General features: G+C 73.5%; 15 protein-coding genes. 6 read left to right on the forward strand and 9 right to left on the reverse strand.

Annotated elements, in window-relative coordinates; translation table 11 throughout:
- Positions 1–3: 3 nt before the first annotated feature.
- Genes nadC through ACYUD3_RS04795 form a run of 4 tightly spaced genes read right to left on the reverse strand, consistent with a single transcriptional unit; the run spans position 4 to position 4,653 of the window.
- Positions 4–987, reverse strand: a complete 984-nt coding sequence (gene nadC, locus ACYUD3_RS04780; protein WP_470964097.1) for a carboxylating nicotinate-nucleotide diphosphorylase — start codon at positions 985–987, stop codon at positions 4–6.
- Positions 984–2,711 (reverse strand): L-aspartate oxidase, encoded by a 1,728-nt coding sequence (locus ACYUD3_RS04785; protein ID WP_470964100.1) that lies wholly within the window; start codon positions 2,709–2,711, stop codon positions 984–986. The genes nadC and ACYUD3_RS04785 overlap by 4 nt, the downstream gene beginning before the upstream one ends.
- A complete protein-coding gene (gene panC / locus ACYUD3_RS04790) occupies positions 2,708–3,718 on the reverse strand; it encodes a pantoate--beta-alanine ligase (protein WP_470964103.1) in 1,011 nt (336 codons plus the stop codon). The genes ACYUD3_RS04785 and panC overlap by 4 nt, the downstream gene beginning before the upstream one ends.
- Positions 3,715–4,653, reverse strand: coding sequence for a Rossmann-like and DUF2520 domain-containing protein (locus ACYUD3_RS04795; RefSeq protein WP_470964106.1), 939 nt, complete (start codon positions 4,651–4,653; stop codon positions 3,715–3,717). The genes panC and ACYUD3_RS04795 overlap by 4 nt, the downstream gene beginning before the upstream one ends.
- 181 nt (positions 4,654–4,834) lie before the next feature.
- Between ACYUD3_RS04795 and ACYUD3_RS04800 the strand changes: the two genes are divergently transcribed.
- Positions 4,835–6,013, forward strand: coding sequence for a threonine aldolase family protein (locus ACYUD3_RS04800; RefSeq protein WP_470964109.1), 1,179 nt, complete (start codon positions 4,835–4,837; stop codon positions 6,011–6,013).
- Between the two features lie 86 nt (positions 6,014–6,099).
- The gene (locus ACYUD3_RS04805) at positions 6,100–7,197 is read left to right on the forward strand and encodes a DUF5937 family protein (protein ID WP_470964112.1); all 1,098 of its coding nucleotides are present in this window, start codon (positions 6,100–6,102) and stop codon (positions 7,195–7,197) included.
- Positions 7,198–7,265: 68 nt separating this feature from the next.
- On the opposite strand, the gene ACYUD3_RS04810 is transcribed toward ACYUD3_RS04805, so the two are convergent.
- Together ACYUD3_RS04810 and ACYUD3_RS04815 are read right to left on the reverse strand one after the other, a co-directional pair.
- Entirely contained in the window at positions 7,266–7,940 is a 675-nt protein-coding gene (locus ACYUD3_RS04810; protein WP_470964114.1) for a response regulator, read from the reverse strand.
- A 66-nt stretch (positions 7,941–8,006) separates the two neighbouring features.
- A complete protein-coding gene (locus ACYUD3_RS04815; RefSeq protein WP_470964117.1) occupies positions 8,007–9,209 on the reverse strand; it encodes a sensor histidine kinase in 1,203 nt (400 codons plus the stop codon).
- A 118-nt stretch (positions 9,210–9,327) separates the two neighbouring features.
- Here ACYUD3_RS04815 and ACYUD3_RS04820 point away from each other — a divergent pair, with 118 nt between their 5' ends.
- Positions 9,328–10,350: an SAM-dependent methyltransferase gene (locus tag ACYUD3_RS04820; protein WP_470964120.1), complete on the forward strand. Its 1,023-nt coding sequence runs from the start codon at positions 9,328–9,330 to the stop codon at positions 10,348–10,350.
- A 41-nt stretch (positions 10,351–10,391) separates the two neighbouring features.
- Here ACYUD3_RS04820 and ACYUD3_RS04825 read toward each other — a convergent pair whose 3' ends face one another.
- A complete protein-coding gene (locus ACYUD3_RS04825) occupies positions 10,392–11,543 on the reverse strand; it encodes an NADH-quinone oxidoreductase subunit D (RefSeq protein ID WP_470964123.1) in 1,152 nt (383 codons plus the stop codon).
- A gap of 31 nt (positions 11,544–11,574) precedes the next feature.
- On the opposite strand from ACYUD3_RS04825, the gene ACYUD3_RS04830 reads away from it, so the two are divergent.
- A complete protein-coding gene (locus tag ACYUD3_RS04830; RefSeq protein ID WP_470964126.1) occupies positions 11,575–12,078 on the forward strand; it encodes a PH domain-containing protein in 504 nt (167 codons plus the stop codon).
- Positions 12,075–13,433, forward strand: a complete 1,359-nt coding sequence (locus ACYUD3_RS04835) for a PH domain-containing protein (RefSeq protein WP_470964129.1) — start codon at positions 12,075–12,077, stop codon at positions 13,431–13,433. Before ACYUD3_RS04830 ends, ACYUD3_RS04835 begins: the two co-directional genes overlap by 4 nt.
- A gap of 89 nt (positions 13,434–13,522) precedes the next feature.
- Here the strand turns inward: ACYUD3_RS04835 and ACYUD3_RS04840 are convergent, their stop codons facing one another.
- The gene (locus ACYUD3_RS04840; protein WP_470964132.1) at positions 13,523–14,755 is read right to left on the reverse strand and encodes a hypothetical protein; all 1,233 of its coding nucleotides are present in this window, start codon (positions 14,753–14,755) and stop codon (positions 13,523–13,525) included.
- A 225-nt stretch (positions 14,756–14,980) separates the two neighbouring features.
- A complete protein-coding gene (locus ACYUD3_RS04845) occupies positions 14,981–16,114 on the reverse strand; it encodes an alpha/beta hydrolase (RefSeq protein ID WP_470964134.1) in 1,134 nt (377 codons plus the stop codon).
- A gap of 233 nt (positions 16,115–16,347) precedes the next feature.
- Between ACYUD3_RS04845 and ACYUD3_RS04850 the strand changes: the two genes are divergently transcribed.
- The gene (locus ACYUD3_RS04850) at positions 16,348–18,159 is read left to right on the forward strand and encodes a phosphatidylglycerol lysyltransferase domain-containing protein (protein WP_470964137.1); all 1,812 of its coding nucleotides are present in this window, start codon (positions 16,348–16,350) and stop codon (positions 18,157–18,159) included.
- Positions 18,160–18,348: the final 189 nt, after the last annotated feature.

Raw genomic sequence — 18,348 nt, forward strand, 5'->3', positions numbered from 1 at the left:
TGGTCACTCCGCCTCGCGCAGGTCCAGGCCGATGTCCAGGATCGGCGAGGAGTGGGTGAGCGCGCCGACGGCGAGGAAGTCGACGCCCGTGTCGGCGTACGCCTTGGCGTTGTCCAGGGTGAGCCGCCCGGAGGCCTCCAGGAGCGCGCGCCCGGCGACGATCCCTACGGCTTCCTCGCACTCCCCGGGGGTGAAGTTGTCCAGGAGGATCAGGTCGGCACCTGCGTCGACGACCTCGCGCAGCTGGTGCAGGGTGTCGACCTCGACCTCGATGGGGACGTCCGGGAAGGCCTCCCGTACGGCGGTGAAGGCCTGGGTGACGCCGCCGGCGGCGACCACGTGGTTGTCCTTGACGAGGGCCGCGTCCGAGAGGGACATGCGGTGGTTGACGCCGCCGCCGCAGCGCACCGCGAACTTCTCCAGGGCGCGCAGCCCGGGGGTGGTCTTGCGGGTGTCGCGCACGCGCGCCTTGCCGCCCTCCAGGACGTCGGCCCACGCGCGCGTGGCGGTCGCGATGCCGGAGAGGCGGCACAGGATGTTCAGGGCGCTGCGCTCGGCGGTGAGCAGGTCGCGCGTGCGCGTGGTGATCGACAGCAGCGGCTGCCCGGCCTCCACGCGGTCGCCGTCCTCGACGTGCCGCTCGACCTCGAACTCGTCGGCGCAGACGATGGACACGACGGCCTCGGCGACCCTGAGGCCCGCGACGACGCCCGCCTCGCGCGCGACGAAGTCGGCGGTGGCGACGGCGTCCTCGGGGATGGTCGCGACGGTCGTGACGTCGACGCCGTGCGCGAGGTCCTCCTGGATGGCGACATTGGCGATGTCCTCGACCTCGACGGGGTCGAGGCCCGCGTCGGCCAGGAGTTCGGCGAGCGCGGGGTCGAGCCCGCACTCCAGGTACTCCTCGCCGCCTTCGGCACCGCAGGCGCAGCCGTCGCCGCAGCCACCGCTCTCGACGAGGGGAAGGTCGTTGCTCACTTCGCTCACTGCTCCTGGGGGCGCTGGGTCGGGGGGAAGTCGGCGGTGTCCGTGGGCCGCGCGGCCAGCGAACGGTCGGGACCGAGGGTCACGACGATATGGCGGCGCCAGGTGGTGTCGTCCCGCTCGGCGTGGTCTTCGCGCCAGTGGCAGCCGCGGGTCTCTTTGCGCAGGGAGGCGGCGGCGACCAGGACGCGGGCGACGAACAGGAGGTTGGTGGCCTCCCAGGTGTCGACGCCGGGTTCGGCGGTCTTGCCGTTGTCGTGCAGGGACTCCCGCGCGTGCGCGTGGAGCGCGTCGAGCTGGCTCGCGGCCTGTTCCAGGGAGGCGGCGGAGCGCAGGACGCCGGCGCCGTCGGTCATGATCCGCTGGATCGCGAAGCGTGCCTCGGGGGCGAGCAGCGGGTGCGCGGGGACCTGCGGGGCCGCGACGGGGGCGGGTACGCGCGCGGGGAGGCCGCCTTCCGCCTTCCGGTCCGCGATGTCGGCGGAGATCCGCTCGGCGTAGACCAGGCCCTCCAGGAGGGAGTTGGAGGCGAGCCGGTTGGCGCCGTGGACGCCCGTGCAGGCGACCTCGCCGCACGCGTACAGGCCCGGGACGGTCGTGCGGCCCTGGGAGTCGGTGCGGACGCCTCCGGAGGCGTAGTGGGCCGCCGGGGCGACCGGGACGGGCTCGTGGACGGGGTCGATGCCGTGGGCGCGGCAGGCGGCCAGGATCGTCGGGAAGCGGTGCTCCCACATGGAGGCGCCGAAGTGGCGGGCGTCGAGGTACATGTGCTCGGCGCCCTGCTCCTGCATGCGGCGCATGATGCCCTTGGCGACGATGTCGCGGGGCGCGAGCTCGCCCAGTTCGTGCTGGCCGGCCATGAAGCGCACGCCGCCGGCGTCGACCAGGTGGGCGCCTTCGCCGCGCACGGCCTCGGAGACGAGGGGCTGCTGGCCCTCCGCGTCGGCGCCGAGGAACAGCACCGTGGGGTGGAACTGCACGAACTCCAGGTCGCTGACCTCCGCGCCCGCGCGCAGGGCGAGCGCGACGCCGTCGCCGGTCGACACGGAGGGGTTGGTGGTCGCGGAGAACACCTGGCCCATGCCGCCGGTCGCGAGGACCACGGCGGGCGCGTGGACGGCTCCCACGCCGTCGTGCTGGCCCTCGCCCATGACGTGCAGGGTGACACCGGCCGTGCGGCCCTCGGCGTCGGTCAGGAGGTCCAGGACGAGCGCGTTCTCGATGGTGCGCACCCCGCGCGCGCGGACGGCCTCGACGAGCGCCCGGGAGATCTCCGCGCCGGTCGCGTCCCCGCCCGCGTGCGCGATGCGCCGCCGGTGATGGCCGCCCTCGCGCGTGAGCTCCAGGTCGCCCTCGGCCGACTCGTCGAAGTGCGCCCCGGTCGCGATGAGCCTGCGCACGGCGTCCGGGCCCTCGGTGACGAGGATGCGTACGGCGTCCTCGTCGCACAGGCCCGCGCCCGCGACGAGGGTGTCGTCCAGATGCTGCTCGGGGGTGTCGCCCTCGCCCAGGGCCGCCGCTATGCCGCCCTGGGCCCAGCGGGTGGAGCCGTCGTCGAGGCGGGCCTTGGTGACGACGACGGTGTCCAGGCCGGCGGCCTCGCAGCGCAGGGCGGCGGTCAGGCCGGCGACTCCGGAGCCGACGACCACCACGTCCGCGGTGATGGCCCAGCCGGGCGCGGGCGCGTGCAGCCGTATGCCGGTGGTGTGTGTGCCTGTGGTGGTCACGAGGCGGCTCCGAAGGTCAGCGGGAGGTTGTCGATCAGCCGGGTCGTGCCGACCCGGGCGGCGACGGCGAGGACGGCCTCGCCGGTGAAGTCGGCCCCGATCTCCGTGAAGTCGGCCGGGTCGACCAGCGCGAGGTAGTCCAGCTTCAGCGGCGGGTCCAGGCGGGCGGCCTCGTCGAGGACCACGCGCGCAGCCGCGCGGATGCCGGCCGCGCCTCCGGGGGACGCCTTGGCGACGGCGTGCGTGTCGGCCGCCGCGCGGGACTCGCCGATCGCGCTGAGCGCCTGCGCGCGCGCCTGGGTGGCGGGCACCTCCCGCGCGCGGGCGCGCAGCGCCTCCTGGGCGGCGTGCCGGTCGCGGCCCGCGAACAGCGCGCGCGAGAGGGCGAGCGCGGTGCGTCGCTCCGGGGGCGAGAGGTAGCGGTTGCGGCTGGAGCGGGCGAGTCCGTCGTCCTCGCGCACGGTGGGCACGGCGACGATCTCGACGCCGAAGTTCAGGTCGCGGACCATCCGGCGGATCAGGGCGAGCTGCTGGGCGTCCTTCTGCCCGAACAGGGCCACGTCCGGGCGGGTGAGGTGCAGCAGCTTGGCGACGACCGTCAGCATGCCGTCGAAGTGCCCGGGGCGCACGGCGCCTTCGAGGCGCTCCCCCATGGGTCCCGCGCTGACGCGGACCTGGGGTTCGCCGCCCGGGTAGACCTCCTCGGCGGACGGCGCGAACACCACGTCCGCGCCCGCCTGTTCGGCGATCTTCAGGTCGGCGTCCAGCGTGCGCGGGTAGCGGTCGAGGTCCTCGCCCTTGCCGAACTGCAAGGGGTTGACGAAGACGGTGACGACGACCTCGCCCGCGGGGCCGGCGAGTTCGCGCGCGGCGCGGACGAGGGCGGCGTGGCCGTCGTGGAGGGCGCCCATGGTCATGACGACGGCGCGCGGGCGCGCGGGGGCCTCGGCGGCGGGGCTGCCCGCGCGGGTGTGCAGTTCGGCGGCCGTCCGCAGCACGGTGGTCATCGGGCGTCCCCCTCCGCGCTGTCGGGGCCGGTGGTGCCGGCCGCCAGGACGTCCAGCAGGTCCTCGGCCAGCTCGGGCTTCAGCAGGCCGTGCGCGAGGGCGCGGTCGGCGGTGGCGCGGGCCATCGCGAGGTAGCCGGCGACGGCCTGGGGGGCGTGCTTGCGCAGCTCGCCGACGTGGGCGGCGACCGTGCCCGCGTCCCCGCGCGCGACGGGCCCGGTGAGGGCGGCGTCGCCGGAGCGCAGCGCGTTGTCGAGGGCGGCGCCCAGGAGCGGGCCCAGCATCCGGTCGGGGGCCGACACACCGGCCTCGCGCAGCAGTTCCATGGCCTGGGCGACCAGGGTGACCAGGTGGTTGGCGCCCAGCGCGAGGGCCGCGTGGTAGAGCGGGCGGCTCTCCTCGGCGATCCACTCCGGCTCGCCGCCCATCTCGATGACCAGGGCCTCGGCGGCCAGGCGCAGCTCCTCGGGGGCGGTGACGCCGAAGGAGCAGCCGGCCAGGCGCTGGACGTCGACGGGGGTGCCGGTGAACGTCATCGCCGGGTGCAGCGCCAGGGGCAGCGCGCCCACGCGCAGGGCCGGGTCGAGGACCCGCGCGCCGTAGCGCCCGGAGGTGTGCGCGATGAGCTGCCCCGGGCGGACGGCGCCGGTGTCGGCGAGGCCCTGGACGAGGGCGGGCAGCGCGTCGTCGGGGACGGTCAGCAGGACGAGTTCGGCGCGCCGCAGGACCTCCTCGGGCGTCACCAGGGGCACGTCGGGCAGGAGCAGCGCCGCGCGCTTGCGGGAGGCGTCGGAGACGCCGGAGACGGCCACCGGGCGGTGCCCGGCGAGCTGGAGGGACGCGGCGAGGGCGGTGCCCACCCGGCCGGCGCCGACGACGCCGACGGTGAGCCGCGCCGGGCGGTCCCTGGGGTCTGGCTGGTGGACTGTACTCACGCGACCGTGGCCTTCCCGTTCCAGTCCGCATCTGGGTACCGGACGATTTCTCGTCATGTTAACGCGATCTGTTCCGCGGGCCATCTCGTCGTCCACAGGCTGTGGGTGTTCGTCGTACCGGCCGTACGGTCTGTGGAAAACCCGGGTGTCCGTGCGGGCGGGGCGCGGCATCATCCGGGGCATGACCTACGACCCCGGCCCGCACGGGCAAGAGATCCCCTCCCCGCGCGAGGAGCTGCGTGAACGCCGCGCGGCGGCCCAGCGCGAAGCCGCCCGCGTCCTGTCCCGCCCCCTGCACCGCGCCTCCTTGCGCGAGCGGCTGGAGCATCTTCAGGACGCGGCCGAGGTGTACGACCTGGACGAGCGCGCGGATGTGTACGGCAACGGCGTGGTGACCGCCCTGGAGGAGCGGGTCGCCGGGCTGCTCGGCACGGAGGCGGCCGTGTTCTTCCCGACGGGGACGATGGCCCAGCAGGTCGCCCTGCGCTGCTGGGCGGGACGTACCGGCAACCCGGTGGTGGCGGTGCATCCGCTGGCCCATCTGGAGGTGCACGAGCGGGGCGCGCTCGCCCAGGTGTCCGGGCTGCGTCCGGTGCATCCCACACGGGAGCCGCGGACGCCGACCGCGCGGGAGGTGCGCGAGCTGGAGGAGCCCTTCGGGACGCTCGCGCTCGAACTGCCGTTGCGGGACGCCGGTTTCGTGCTGCCCACCTGGGAGGAGCTGACCGCCACGGTGGCCGCCGCGCGGGAGCGCGACGCGGTGGTGCACTTCGACGGCGCGCGCCTGTGGGAGTCGACCGTCCACCTGGGCCGTCCCCTGGAGGAGATCGCGGGGCTCGCGGACAGCGTCTACGTGTCGTTCTACAAGTCCCTGGGCGGGCTCAGCGGGGCCGCGCTGGCCGGTCCGCGCACGCTGGCGGACGAGGCCAGGGTGTGGCGGCACCGGTACGGCGGGATGCTCTTCCACCAGTTCCCGGCGGCCCTGACCGCCCTGGCGGGCCTGGAGCGGGAGCTGCCCCGGCTGCCGGAGTACGTCGCCCACGCGCGCGTGGTGGCCGACGCGCTGCGCGAGGGGTTCGCCGCGGCCGGGGTGCCCTGGGCGCGCGTGCACCCGGAGGTCCCGCACACCCACGAGTTCCAGGTCTGGCTGCCGTACGACGCGGACGTCCTGGCGGAGGCGGCCGTCCGGCAGGGCGAGGAGAGCGGCACCCTGCTGTTCTCGGACGCCTGGGAGCGGGGTGGGCCGGGGCTCGCGTACACGGAGGTGTCGGTGCGGGCGGCCGGGCTGGAGTGGGGCGTGCGGGACGTGAAGGAGGCGGCCCTGGAGTTCGTGCGGCGGCTGGAGCCGGCGGCGGGCTGAGGGGCGGTGCGGGGTGGGCAGGGGTGCCGGTCGGCCGGGGTGCCGGTCGCGGGGGCGTTGTCAGTGGCGGGGTGCACCATGGGGCCATGAGCGTGAGCATCGACGTCGCCGAGCTCCGGCCCGAGCAGGTGGCCTTCGTCCCGTCGCCCCTGGCCGAACTCGGCATGGCGCTGCACACGCTGTCGGAGCCGGGCCATCATCCGGGGCTCCAGGGCTGGGCCGCAGGCGTCATGGCGGGCCTGGACCCGCATCTGGCCGACCGGATGTGCGAGGCCGACTTCCTGTGGCGGACGGTGTTCTCGGACCTGTTCCTGGCCTGCGCGGGCATCCCCGGCGCGCTCCCGGGCGGGACCCTGGCCGAGGACCTGGCGCTGCTGGACAGGCTGCCGGACGACCAGTTCGTGGACGCGGCCCTGGAGTTCGCCTGCCCGACCTGCGAGTCGACGTCCCCCGGCATCCTCCAGGACGCCTCCTTGCGTGCCCGCGCCCTGGAGCTGGCCGCCTCGCGCGGGCCCCTGCAACTGCGGTTCACACAGCGGGTGCTCGACGACCCGCCCGGCGTGCGCGCGTGGCTGCGGCGCTTCCTGGAGGACTGCGACGAGGCGTTCTTCGCGGACGCCTGGGACCGGCTCGGCCATCAGCTGGCGGCCGACGCGCGCCACAAGACGCAGCTGCTGCGCAGGCGCGGCCCGGCGGAGGCGTTCGCGGCGGTGTCCCCGGCGGTGCGGCTGGACGAGGACGGCAGCCGGATCGTCGTCGACAAGCTGGTGCGCAGCCGTACGGACACCCGGGGCGGCGGGCTGCTGCTGATCCCAACGAGCCTGGGGCGGCCCCATCTGAACGTCCTGCACCGGCACGGCTGGCAGCCCGTGCTGCACTACCCGGTGCACTCCCCCGCCCCGGTGTCCCCGCCGTCGGTCGAACAGCTCACCTTGAGGATGGCCGCCCTCTCCCACCCGGTGCGCATGCAGCTGTCGCGCAACCTGGCGCGCAGCGCGTACACGACGACCGAGCTGGCCCGCATCCACGGCCTGTCGGCGCCGGAGATATCCCGGCACCTCGCGGCGATGAAGAAGGCCGGGCTCATCACGACCCGCAGGCGCGGGCGCTATGTGCTGCATCAGCTGGACGTCGCCCTGGTCGCCCGCCTGGGCAGCGACTTCCTGGAGGGCATCCTCAGGTAGGCGCCCTCTATAGGGCTCTCAAGGAGCGTGAGCGGCCCTCTTAAAGGAGCGTCAGCCTTAAAGGAGCGTCAGCCGTGCCCGCCGCCCGCGCGGACCAGCCCCGTCTCATACGCGAGGACGACGACCTGCACCCGGTCGCGCAGCCCCAGCTTGGTCAGGATGCGGCCGACATGGGTCTTCACGGTCGCCTCGGACAGCACGAGACGGCCCGCGATCTCCCCGTTGGACAGCCCCTGGGCGACCAGGACCATGACCTCGCGCTCGCGCTCGGTGAGCCGCTGGAGCTCCTTGTGCTCCGGCGAGCGGCCCGCGCTCGGCAGCATCGGCGCGAACCGGTCCAGGAGGCGGCGGGTCGTGGAGGGGGCGACGACGGCGTCACCGCTGTGCACGGAGCGGATCGCGGTGAGCAGCTCCCCCGGGGGCACGTCCTTGAGCATGAACCCTGAGGCGCCCGCCTTCAGCCCCGAGAAGGCGTACTCGTCGAGGTCGAACGTGGTCAGGATGAGCACCTTCGGCGGGTCCGGCTGCGCGCAGATGCGGCGCGTGGTCTCCACGCCGTCCAGCTTCGGCATGCGGACGTCCATCAGGACGACGTCGACCTCCTGGGCGCCCAGCACCTGGAGCGCCTCGACCCCGTCACCGGCCTCCGCGACGACCTCCATGTCCGGCTGGGCGGCGAGCACCATCCGGAACCCGGTGCGCAGCAGCACCTGGTCGTCGACGAGCATCACGCGGATCGTCATCGGGTCCTCTTCCGTGAGTCTTCTTCGGGGGCGTGACAGGTGTCAGCGAGGGGCGTGCGGAGGCTTCTAATGCGCCGGTTTCAGCGGCAGGAGGGCACTGATGCGGAATCCTCCGCCGGGACGCGGACCGGCGTCCAGGGTGCCGCCGACCATGCCGACGCGTTCGCGCATGCCTATCAGACCGTGCCCCCGGCCGTCGGCACCGCCCTCCTCGTACAGCTCGTGGGGAGCGCCCTTGCCGTCGTCCTCGACGAGCAGCCCCAGGCCGTCGTCGAAGTAGACCAGCCGCACACTGGCGCCCGCGTTGGGCCCGCCGTGCTTGCGGGTGTTGGTCAGGGCCTCCTGGACGATCCGGTACGCCGTCAGCTCGACGCCGCTGGGCAGCGGGCGCGGGGTGCCCTCGACCTTGAAGTCGACCGCCAGACCGGAGCCCCGGCACTGCTTGACGAGCTCCTCGATCTGCTCGACGTCCGGCTGCGGCACGTACTCGCCGCCCTCCTTGGGCTCCCCGGTGCGCAGGACGCCCAGCAGGCGGCGCATCTCCGCGAGGGCCTGGCGGCCGGTCGACGAGATCGTCTCCAGGGCCTTCTTGGCCTGGTCGGGGGCGGCGTCCATGACGTAGGCGGCGCCGTCGGCCTGGACGACCATCACGGACACGTTGTGGGCGACGACGTCGTGCAGCTCGCGCGCGATGCGGGCGCGCTCGGCGGCAACCGCGACCTTCGCCTGCGCCTCGCGCTCGCGCTCCAGGCGGGCCGCGCGCTCCTCCAGCTGGGCGAGATAGGCGCGCCTGGTGCGCATCGAGTCGCCGAGCACCCACGCGAGGACGAACGGCACGGTCTGGAAGACGATGACCACGAAGCCGGTCGCGGCCCCCATGCCCTCCTGCGGCCAGCGCAGCTGGGCGGCGCAGGCCGCCCCCAGGCCCATGCCGAGCGCCGCGCGGGAGGCCCAGCGGGCGCCGGTCGTGGCGACCGTGTAGACGATCACCAGCATCGCGAAGTCGGCGACACCGACCTCGACGCCCAGGACCAGCTGGGCGCAGCCCACGGCCGCCGCGAGCAGCAGCATGGCCTCGGGCCAGCGCCGGCGCAGCCCGACCACCAGGGACAGCAGCACCACCACGGGGACGACCAGCACCGGCGCGCCCATGCTGGCGGACCGGTCGCGCGAGGTCTCCATGGCAGCGGCGAACCCGAACAGGATGACGGCCCAGAGGCCGTCCACCCATGTCGGGTGCCTGCGGAGGAAGTCATAGAGGCGCTGCACGTAACCCAGCGTAGGGAAGCGTGATGCGGGTGGGGGTCAACCGGAGGACCGATCCGACCCCCCTACGTGTACTCCGCAAGGTGGAGGGAGTGATCACCTGTGCGCCTAGTCTGTCCGGATGACGGACGAGGTGACGGGCGTGGACGGTGGCTGGCACGGCTGGCGGGAAGCCGCCGAGAACGCCCTGTACGGCCCCGGTGGCTTCTACCGCGGACCGGAGGGCCCCGCCGGGCACTTCCGCACGTCCGTGCACGCCTCCCCGCTGTACGCGCGCGCGGTGGCCCTGCTGCTGTGCCATGTCGACGAAGCCCTGGGCCGGCCCGACGTCCTGGACTTCGTCGACATGGGCGCGGGCCGCGGGGAGCTGGCCGCGGGCGTGCTGGCCGTCCTGCCGGCGGAGGTGTCCGCGCGGACGCGCGCGTACGGCGTCGACCTCGCCGAGCGCCCGGCCGGTCTGCCGGACCGGATCACGTGGCTGTCCGAGCCGCCCGCGCGGATCACCGGGCTGCTGTTCGCCAACGAGTGGCTGGACAACGTGCCCGTGGAGGTCGCCGAGACCGACGCCGCCGGGGTCACCCGGATCGTCCTCGTGCGCCCCGACGGCACCGAGCAGCCGGGCCCGCCGGTGTCGGGGGCCGAGGCAAGCTGGCTGGCCCGCTGGTGGCCGCTGGAGGGCGCTGTGGGGCTGCGCGGCGAGATCGGGCTGCCCCGGGACGAGGCGTGGGCGTCCGTCGTCTCACGGCTCGACGGGGGGCTCGCGGTGGCGGTCGACTACGTCCACACGGCCGCCTCCCGGCCGCCGTTCGGCACGCTCACCGGCTTCCGCGAGGGCCGGGAGACGGCGCCCGTCCCGGACGGCACCTGTGACATCACGGCGCACGTCGCCGTGGACGCCTGCGCGCGGGCGGGCGAGGAGGCGGCCTCGGAACCCGCGCTGACCCTCCCCCAGCACGCCGCCCTGCGGGCCCTGGGCGTCTCGGGCGTCCGGCCGCCCCTCTCGCTCGCGTCCACCGACCCCACCGCGTACGTCCGCGGCCTCGCGCACGCGGGGGAGGCCGCGGAGATCACCGCGCGGGGCGGCCTGGGCGACTTCGGCTGGCTGACCCAGCCGGTCGGGATCCCGAACCCGTTCGCCGTGTAGCGGGCGCCGGCCCGGTGTCCCCGGCTCCCCAGGCCGCGGCCCTACTTGTCGATGTCCCCCACCACGAAGAACATCGACCCCAGGATCGCCACCATGTCCGCGATCAGCGTCCCCGGCAGCAGTTCGGCGAGCGCCTGGATGTTGTTGTACGACGCGGAGCGCAGCTTGAGGCGGTACGGGGTCTTCTCGCCCTTGCTCACGAGGTAGTAGCCGTTGATGCCCAGGGGGTTCTCGGTCCAGGCGTAGGTGTGGCCCTCGGGTGCCTTGAGGACCTTGGGCAGGCGCTGGTTGACCGGGCCCGGCGGGAGGTCGGCGAGGCGGTCGAGGCAGGCGTCGGCGAGGTCGAGGGCGTTGTGGGTCTGCCCGAGAAGGCACTCGAAGCGGGCCAGGCAGTCCCCTTCCGTCCCGGTGACGACCTTGAGGACGTCCTGGAGTTCGCCGTACGCGAGGTAGGGCTCGTCGCGGCGCAGGTCGAAGTCGACGCCCGACGCGCGCGCGATGGGGCCGCTGACGCCGTACGCGTGGACGGCCTCCGGGGAGAGGGTGCCCACCGCGCGGGTGCGGCCCCGGAAGATCTCGTTGCCGAGGACCAGGTCGTCGAAGACGTCCATGCGGGAGCGGACGGCGGCGACGGCCGTACGCGCGCGGGAGGTCCAGCCGGCGGGGAGGTCCTCCTTGAGGCCGCCGACGCGGTTGAACATGTAGTGCATGCGTCCGCCGGAGACCTCCTCCATGACGTTCTGGAGGGTCTCGCGCTCCCGGAACGCGTAGAACACCGGTGTGATCCCGCCGAGTTCCAGCGGGTACGAGCCGAGGAACATCAGGTGGTTGAGGACCCGGTTCAGCTCGGCGAGCAGGGTGCGCAGCCACACCGCGCGCGGGGGCACCTCCATGCCGAGCATGCGCTCCACCGCGAGGACGACGCCGAGTTCGTTGGAGAACGCCGACAGCCAGTCGTGCCGGTTGGCCAGCATGATGATCTGCCGGTAGTCACGGGCCTCGAACAGCTTCTCCGCGCCCCGGTGCATGTAGCCGATGACCGGCTCCGCGCGCACGATGCGCTCGCCGTCCAGCACCAGCCGCAGCCTCAGCACACCGTGCGTGGAGGGGTGCTGGGGGCCGATGTTGAGCACCATGTCGGTGCTCTCCGCGGCGCCGCCGATGCCGACCGTGGTCTCCGTCGTGGGAGTCATGGGCCCAGTTTCCCCTACGTACGCTGGCGGCATGGAGACGGGGAGCCCGCAGGGCACGCAGACGGCCGGACCTGAGCCGGTGTGGACGGGGTTGCCGCCGGGACTGCTGCGCATGCGGCGGCTGTTGCTGGTGGTGTGGCTGGGCCTCGCGGCCGTCGCCCTGGGGGTGACACTCGGGATGTTCATAGGTCCTTCGTGGGCCGCGTTCGCCCTGCTGCCGGTGGTACTGGCCGCCTGGTGCTGGGTCCTGCTCGGCCGCAACTGGCGTTCGTGGCGGTACGCCGAGCGCGCCGACGACCTGCTGATCAGCCGGGGTGTGCTGTGGCGGGAGGAGACGGTCGTGCCGTACGGGCGGATGCAGCTCGTGGAGGTCACCTCGGGGCCCGTGGAGCGCTGGTTCGGGCTGGCCAGCGTGCAGTTGCACACGGCCGCCGCCGCGACCGACGCGGCCATCCCGGGGCTGGACCCGGCGGAGGCCGAGCGGCTGCGCGACCGGCTCACGGCGCTCGGCGAGGCCCGATCGGCGGGCCTGTGACGACGCCGGGCGCCGACGGTGCCATAGGCCTCGGGAAGGGCTCTGAGGGGCCTCAGGAGGCGTCGGGGGACGGGGAGCGGCGGCTGCATCCGGTGACGCCGCTGCGGCGGGCGTGGGCGCCCGTGGCGGTGCTCGTGGGCTGGGCGGTGCACGACCCGAACCAGGCCCAGCAGCAGCTGACCCGGCTGACCACGACCACCTTGCTGATCGCGCTGGCGGTGCTGATACCCGCGTCCGCCCTGTACGGCTTCCTCAGCTGGTGGTTCACGCACTTCGCGGTGACCGACACCGAATTGCGCATCCGTACGGGCCTGTTGTTCCGGCGCACCGCGCACATCCGGCTGGAGCGGGTGCAGGCGATCGACGTCTCACGGCCGCTCCTCGCGCGCGTGGTGGGCGTGGCGAAGCTGCGGCTCGACGTCATAGGGACCGACGACAAGGACGAGCTGGCCTACCTGGGCGAGCGGGAGGCCCAGGCGCTGCGGGCCGAACTCCTCGCGCGCGCGGCCGGGTTCGCGCCGGAGACGGCCCACACCTTGGGCGAGGCGCCCACCCTGGAGCTGCTGCGGGTGCCCCCGCGCGAGCTGGCGATATCCCGGCTGCTGACCGGCGGCACCTGGGTGGCCCTGCTGGGCGCGCTCGTCACGGTCCCGCTGCTGTGGACGGCCGTCAACGGGTGGGCCGCCCTGGCGACCGCCCTGCCGATGCTGGGCGCCGCCGCCGCGGGCAGCGTGGGCCCGTTCCTCACGGAGTACGACTGGACGGTCGGCGAGTCCCCGGACGGGCTGCGGCTGGACCACGGGCTGCTGGACCGCTCGCACGAGACCGTGCCGCCGGGCCGGGTGCAGACCGTGCGGATCGTGGAGCCGCTGCTGTGGCGGCGGCTGGGCTGGGTGCGCGTCGAGCTGGACGTGGCCGGTTCGGACAACTCGGTTCTGGTGCCGGTCGCCCCGCGCGCGGCGGCGGAGGCGGTGATAGCGCGGGTGCTGCCCGGCGTGCGCGTGCCCGGGGCGCACGAGTTGTCCCGGCCGCCTGGGCGGGCCGGACGGGTCGTCCCGTGGTGGTGGCGCGGGTACGGACTGGTGGTCACGGACGCGGTGTTCGCGGCCCGGCACGGCCTGCTGCGCCGCAAGCTGTCCCTCGTCCCGCACGCCAAGGTCCAGAGCGTGCGCCTCACTCAAGGCCCCTGGTCGCGCCTGTGGCGGCTCGCGAGCGTCCGCGTGGACACGGGGGCCAACGAGACCGTCACGGCCCGCCTGAGGGACGCTCAGGAGGCCGCGGAGTTGCTGCTGGCGCAGGCCGAGCGCTCCCGCACCGGCCGCCGCGACGCCCGGCCCGACCGCTGGATGACGTGAGCCGGAGAACGCCAGAAGGGAACGCCCCTCGGCTCCCGACGTGAAAAAAGGGCCGTACGACCAAGTCGTACGGCCCTTCTCACGACGCGTCAGGAGACGGCGCTGCGCAGTCCCTGGAGGTCGAGCTGCTCGGTCTCGTCGTGCGCGGTCAGGTCGATGACCTGGCCGACGCCGCGCGCCTTCTCGTCGACCGGCTTGAACTCCGCCTCGGCCTCGGCCTTGTGCAGCGCGAGCGCCTCCTGGCCGACGACGTCGGCGAGGTCCTCGTTCTGCACGGCCTCCAGCGCGTCCGGGCCCTCCGGCCGCTTCGTGCCGAAGAAGTCGAACCCGCCCTGGATCATGGCGCGGCGCACCGGCTCCGCGGCCGGTACGACGGCGACGGCGGTCGGCACCGCGTAGTGCCCGGCGGGACGGCGGGCCAGGGCGCCCGCGGGGGCCGCGACCTCAAGTGCCGCTACGCCGTAGGAGGTCGAGGTCTCGCCAGCGCTCTGGCGGGCGCCGGCTTTTCCCAGGTCCTCGCCGCCCTGTTCCCCGGCGACCGCGCGCGTGTGCCCGTCGGCCGCCTCGGGCTTCCCCTGGGCGTCGTCCTCCCGCGCGGATTCCTTGCCGGCCGCGCCGCCGGGTTCGTCGCCGGGCCCCTTGCCGGACTTCTCCGGCTTCTGCTGCTTCTCCGACGCGACGGCCTTCTTGCCGACGGTCCCGGTCTTCTCCTCGCCCTTGCCGCCACCGAGCCGGTCGAGGGCGTCGTTGGCGCGCAGGAACAGCTGGGAGCCCTCGGGGGAGAAGATCCCCGCGGCCGGAGCCTTCGGGGCCTCCCCGACCGCCTCAGGCGCCTTCTCGGACCCGTCCTGCCCGTCGGCGGGCGCGGTGTTCTCTATCTCCAGCAGGCGGCGGCCCTCCAGCGCGCTCGCCCGCTCGGTCTCGGCGGTGGCGTAGCGGCGCAGCAGGGCCGCGTGCTCGCCGCGCAGGCCCGCGAGTTCGGCCCGCTTGGCGCGCAGCCGCTGCTCCAGCTTGGCGCGCAGTTCGCGGGACTCCTCCAGGTCGGTCTCCAGCTCGGCGACCCGCTCCTCGAAGCGCCACTCGTCGCTCACCCGCGCGTGCGTGAGGTCGGCGACCTGTTTGCCCGCGTGCGCGTCCCAGCGGCGCATGACGGCCGCGCCGATGACCGCGACGGCCGCGGCGAACGCGGCGATCATCCGGAGCGTGCCCGTATCGGAGAACAGCCAGGGGCCGAAGGCGCAGACAAGGGAGACGCCTGCGATCGCCGACGGAGGCAGCAGCCTGTGCAGAGGTGGGGAATGGCGGTGACGTCCACGTGGCATGGCCAGAAACTTACCGCGCGTAGGCGAACGTTGGCGCCCCGCCCCGGAAAAACACAGCCATCCCGAAACCTTCGCACGGCACCGGAAAAGAATTCCGCCGAACTCCGCCGCCCTCAGGGAGAGTACCGAGCGAATTCCAAGATCATTTCCGGCCGGACGGCGACGGGCGGCCATTCGGACATCTACGCGCGGAGCCGCCCGCGCCCCCTTGGGCGACCGCAGCCCCTACTGCTCCACGAGCCGCCCGCTGATCCACTGCAAGGTCGCCGGAATCTCCCGTCGCCATGTGTTGAAGTTGTGGCCCCCGCTGTCGAGGATGATCGACGAGATCCTGGTCTTGTTCGTCGCCTTGACCATGTCGATGAACTTGAGCGTCGCCTTGTAGTTGCTTTCACCGGCTTTGCTGGTCGTGACGAGCAGTGAAGTGTCCGGCGCGGGACGGTTCTTGAGGTACCACTTCAGGTCGGCCTCATTGCGCAGCGTGGCATTGCCCTGGAAGAGGTCGCCGGTCGTGGGGTCACTGGGCGCCGTGTAGTACGGCGAGAGGCCCGCGCCGGCGCCGTACGCCTCGGGGTGGTGCATGGCGAGCTTCAGGGCGCAGTAGCCGCCCGTGGAGTCGCCGATGACGCCCCAGCCCGCGGCGCCCTTGGTGACGCGGTAGCGGGAGGCCACCGCGTCCGGCAGGTCCTTGGCGAAGAACGACTCCGTCTGCGGACCGCCCGGGATGTCCACGCACTCCGTGTCGCGCGGCGGCGCCACCGTGGGGCGCAGCATCACCAGGATCATCGGCTGCGCCTTCCCCGCCTCGGCGAGGTCCCGCGCGGTGCGCGGATAGTGCAGCTTGTCGACGAGCGCCTCGGCCGTCCCGGGGTAGCCCGTGAGGACGACGGAGACGGGGAACCTCCGCGCGCGGTACTGCGACTGGAAGTACTCCGGCGGCAGGTACACGTACGCGGGCGAGGTGATGTGCGTCGTACGGCCGATGACCGCGACCTTCTGGATCTGGCCGCCCTTCTGCGGGCTGCCGCCCCTGCCGTCCACGCGCTGGAGGTCGAGCACCTGGAGCTGCGCCGACAAGGCGCTGCGGTCGGGGCCCGTGGCATGGTCGACGACGACCCCCTGGTCGGTCTCCTTGCCGAAGAGATCCGCCCAGCTGGCGTAGAAACCGAAAGCCTGGTTGGCCGCCAGGCCGACCGCCGCGAACAGCATCACCTGGGTGGCGAGCATCAGGGCGACGCGCCCGGCGACGGCGGGCACACTGCGCCGCGCCAGCCGCGGCCACAGCCATATCGTGCCGACGAACAGCAGTACGGCGGCCACGACCGCCAGCACCAGCACTTTCTTGCTCGTGAGACCCATCAGGTGTTCCTGCCTGCGCTTTCCGTCCGGAACGGGACGTTCGTCCCGCGTTTTCGCGAGGCCTTGTCCCGGACTTTCCCTGACCTTTGGAGCGGCTTTGGGGAGCGGAGTGAACCTCTCTCCCCTAGACACCGTCCTAGAGGGCGCAATGTCGCCGGATGCCCGAATAGGCGCCGGGATCCAGGTCTCTCGCGGAACTACGGGATGCGATGTCTGTCAGGGAAGATGGGGAAATGTCGGTTCGGGTTCCGAGCCAGTACAGCCGCGTACGGCGCGTTCTGCGAGGACCGCGCCCCGAGTCCGTGCCGCTGCTCATCGGACGGGCGTGTGCCCTTGTAGGCCTCGTCGACGTGACCGCGGCCGTCTTCCCGCGGTTCCGGCACAGCCGGATGCACACGATGGCCGAGGTGCTCCCGGGCTCCTTCGGGCCGTTCGCCGCCGCGCTGTCGCTGAGCGCGGGCATCCTGCTGCTGCTGCTCGCCCACGGCCTCAAGCGGGGCAAGCGGCGCGCCTGGCGCGCGGCGGTGGCCCTGCTGCCCGCCGGCGCGGTGGCGCAGTTCAGTTACCGGCACTCCCTGGTGGGCGTGCTGATCTCGCTGGCCCTGCTGGTGCCGCTGATCCGCCACCGCGACCAGTTCGCCGCGCTGCCCGACCCGCGCAGCCGCTGGCGGGCGCTCGCCAATTTCGTCCTCATGGCTGCTTTCTCCGTCCTGCTCGGCCTGGTGATCGTCAGTGTCCACGGCAAGCGCATGGTCGGCGACCCGAGTCTGGCGGACCGCCTCACGCACGTCCTGTACGGCCTGTTCGGCTTCGAGGGGCCCGTGGACTACATGGGGAGCACTTCCTGGACCGTGGCCTTCTCCCTGGGCGCCCTGGGCCTCCTGACGGCCGTCACGACGATCTACCTCGCCTTCCGCCCCGAGCACCCCGCCGCCCGCCTCACCGAGGACGACGAGGCCAAGCTGCGCGCCCTCCTGGAGAAGCACGGCCGCCGCGACTCCCTGGGTCACTTCGCGCTGCGCCGCGACAAGGCCGTCGTCTTCTCCCCCAGCGGCAAGGCCGCCGTCACCTACCGCGTCGTCTCCGGCGTGATGCTCGCCAGTGGCGACCCCATCGGCGACGTCGAGGCCTGGCCCGGCGCCATCGAACGCTTCATGGACGAGGCCAAGGCGCACTCCTGGACGCCCGCCGTCATGGGCTGCTCCGAGACCGGCGGCGAGGTCTGGACCCGCGAGACCGGCCTGGACGCCCTCGAACTCGGCGACGAGGCGGTGGTCGACGTCGCGGATTTCTCACTGGCCGGCCGCGCGATGCGCAACGTCCGGCAGATGGTCAAGCGCATCGAGCGCGCCGGGTACGAAACCCGCGTACGGCGGGTCCGTGACCTCGGTGACGCCGAGCTGGAGCGCGTCCGCCAGGCCGCCGAGGAGTGGCGCGGCACCGACACCGAGCGCGGCTTCTCGATGGCCCTGGGGCGCATCGGCGACCCCTCCGACGGCGACTGCCTGATCGCGACCGCCCACAAGGCCGACGACGCCGCCGGGCCCTTCGGCGACCTGAAAGCGATCCTGCACTTCGTCCCCTGGGGCAACGACGGCGTCTCCCTGGACCTCATGCGCCGCGACCGTGCCGCCGACCCCGGCATGAACGAGCTGCTGATCGTCGCCGCCCTCCAGGCCGCGCCCAAGCTGAACATCACGCGCGTGTCGCTCAACTTCGCCATGTTCCGCTCCGCCCTCGCGCGCGGGGAGAAGATCGGCGCCGGTCCCGTCCTGCGCGCCTGGCGCGGCCTCCTGGTGTTCCTCTCCCGCTGGTTCCAGATCGAGTCCCTGTACAAGTTCAACGCCAAGTTCCAGCCCCGCTGGGAGCCCCGCTTCGTCGTCTACCGCAACTCCGGCGACCTCCCCCGCATCGGCTTCGCCGCCATGCAGGCCGAAGGCTTCGTCACCCTGGCGCTCCCGATCCCCCGCTTCCTGCGCCGCACCACCCGCCCGGCCCGCCCCTGCGGCCACACGGTGGCGGAGACGGACGTGCGGGCGGCGTAAGAGGGGTGCCGAGGGGACGGGACGGTATCGTCGCGACGCAGCCGTCCACGTGACGACGAAACGGCATCGTCGCGACGCCTACGTCACAACGGAACAGGCTCGTCCCGACGTCCGCGCCACGACGGAACGGACTCGTCCCCACGCCCCCTCCCCCACCCGCCCTATACACCTCCCCCAGCCCCGGCCGAA

The sequence above is a fragment of the Streptomyces sp. AMJ-169 genome, from assembly GCF_055597585.1.

What these genes read in the sequence shown, in the direction of transcription:
- ACYUD3_RS04805 (WP_470964112.1), top strand. Translation starts at nt 6,100, where the DNA reads ATGAGCGTGAGCATCGACGTCGCCGAGCTCCGGCCCGAGCAGGTGGCC.
- ACYUD3_RS04800 (WP_470964109.1), top strand. Translation starts at nt 4,835, where the DNA reads ATGACCTACGACCCCGGCCCGCACGGGCAAGAGATCCCCTCCCCGCGC.
- ACYUD3_RS04845 (WP_470964134.1), bottom strand. Translation starts at nt 16,114, where the DNA reads ATGGGTCTCACGAGCAAGAAAGTGCTGGTGCTGGCGGTCGTGGCCGCC.
- ACYUD3_RS04810 (WP_470964114.1), bottom strand. Translation starts at nt 7,940, where the DNA reads ATGACGATCCGCGTGATGCTCGTCGACGACCAGGTGCTGCTGCGCACC.
- ACYUD3_RS04825 (WP_470964123.1), bottom strand. Translation starts at nt 11,543, where the DNA reads ATGACTCCCACGACGGAGACCACGGTCGGCATCGGCGGCGCCGCGGAG.
- ACYUD3_RS04840 (WP_470964132.1), bottom strand. Translation starts at nt 14,755, where the DNA reads ATGCCACGTGGACGTCACCGCCATTCCCCACCTCTGCACAGGCTGCTG.
- ACYUD3_RS04820 (WP_470964120.1), top strand. Translation starts at nt 9,328, where the DNA reads ATGACGGACGAGGTGACGGGCGTGGACGGTGGCTGGCACGGCTGGCGG.
- ACYUD3_RS04850 (WP_470964137.1), top strand. Translation starts at nt 16,348, where the DNA reads ATGTCGGTTCGGGTTCCGAGCCAGTACAGCCGCGTACGGCGCGTTCTG.
- panC (WP_470964103.1), bottom strand. Translation starts at nt 3,718, where the DNA reads ATGACCACCGTGCTGCGGACGGCCGCCGAACTGCACACCCGCGCGGGC.
- ACYUD3_RS04830 (WP_470964126.1), top strand. Translation starts at nt 11,575, where the DNA reads ATGGAGACGGGGAGCCCGCAGGGCACGCAGACGGCCGGACCTGAGCCG.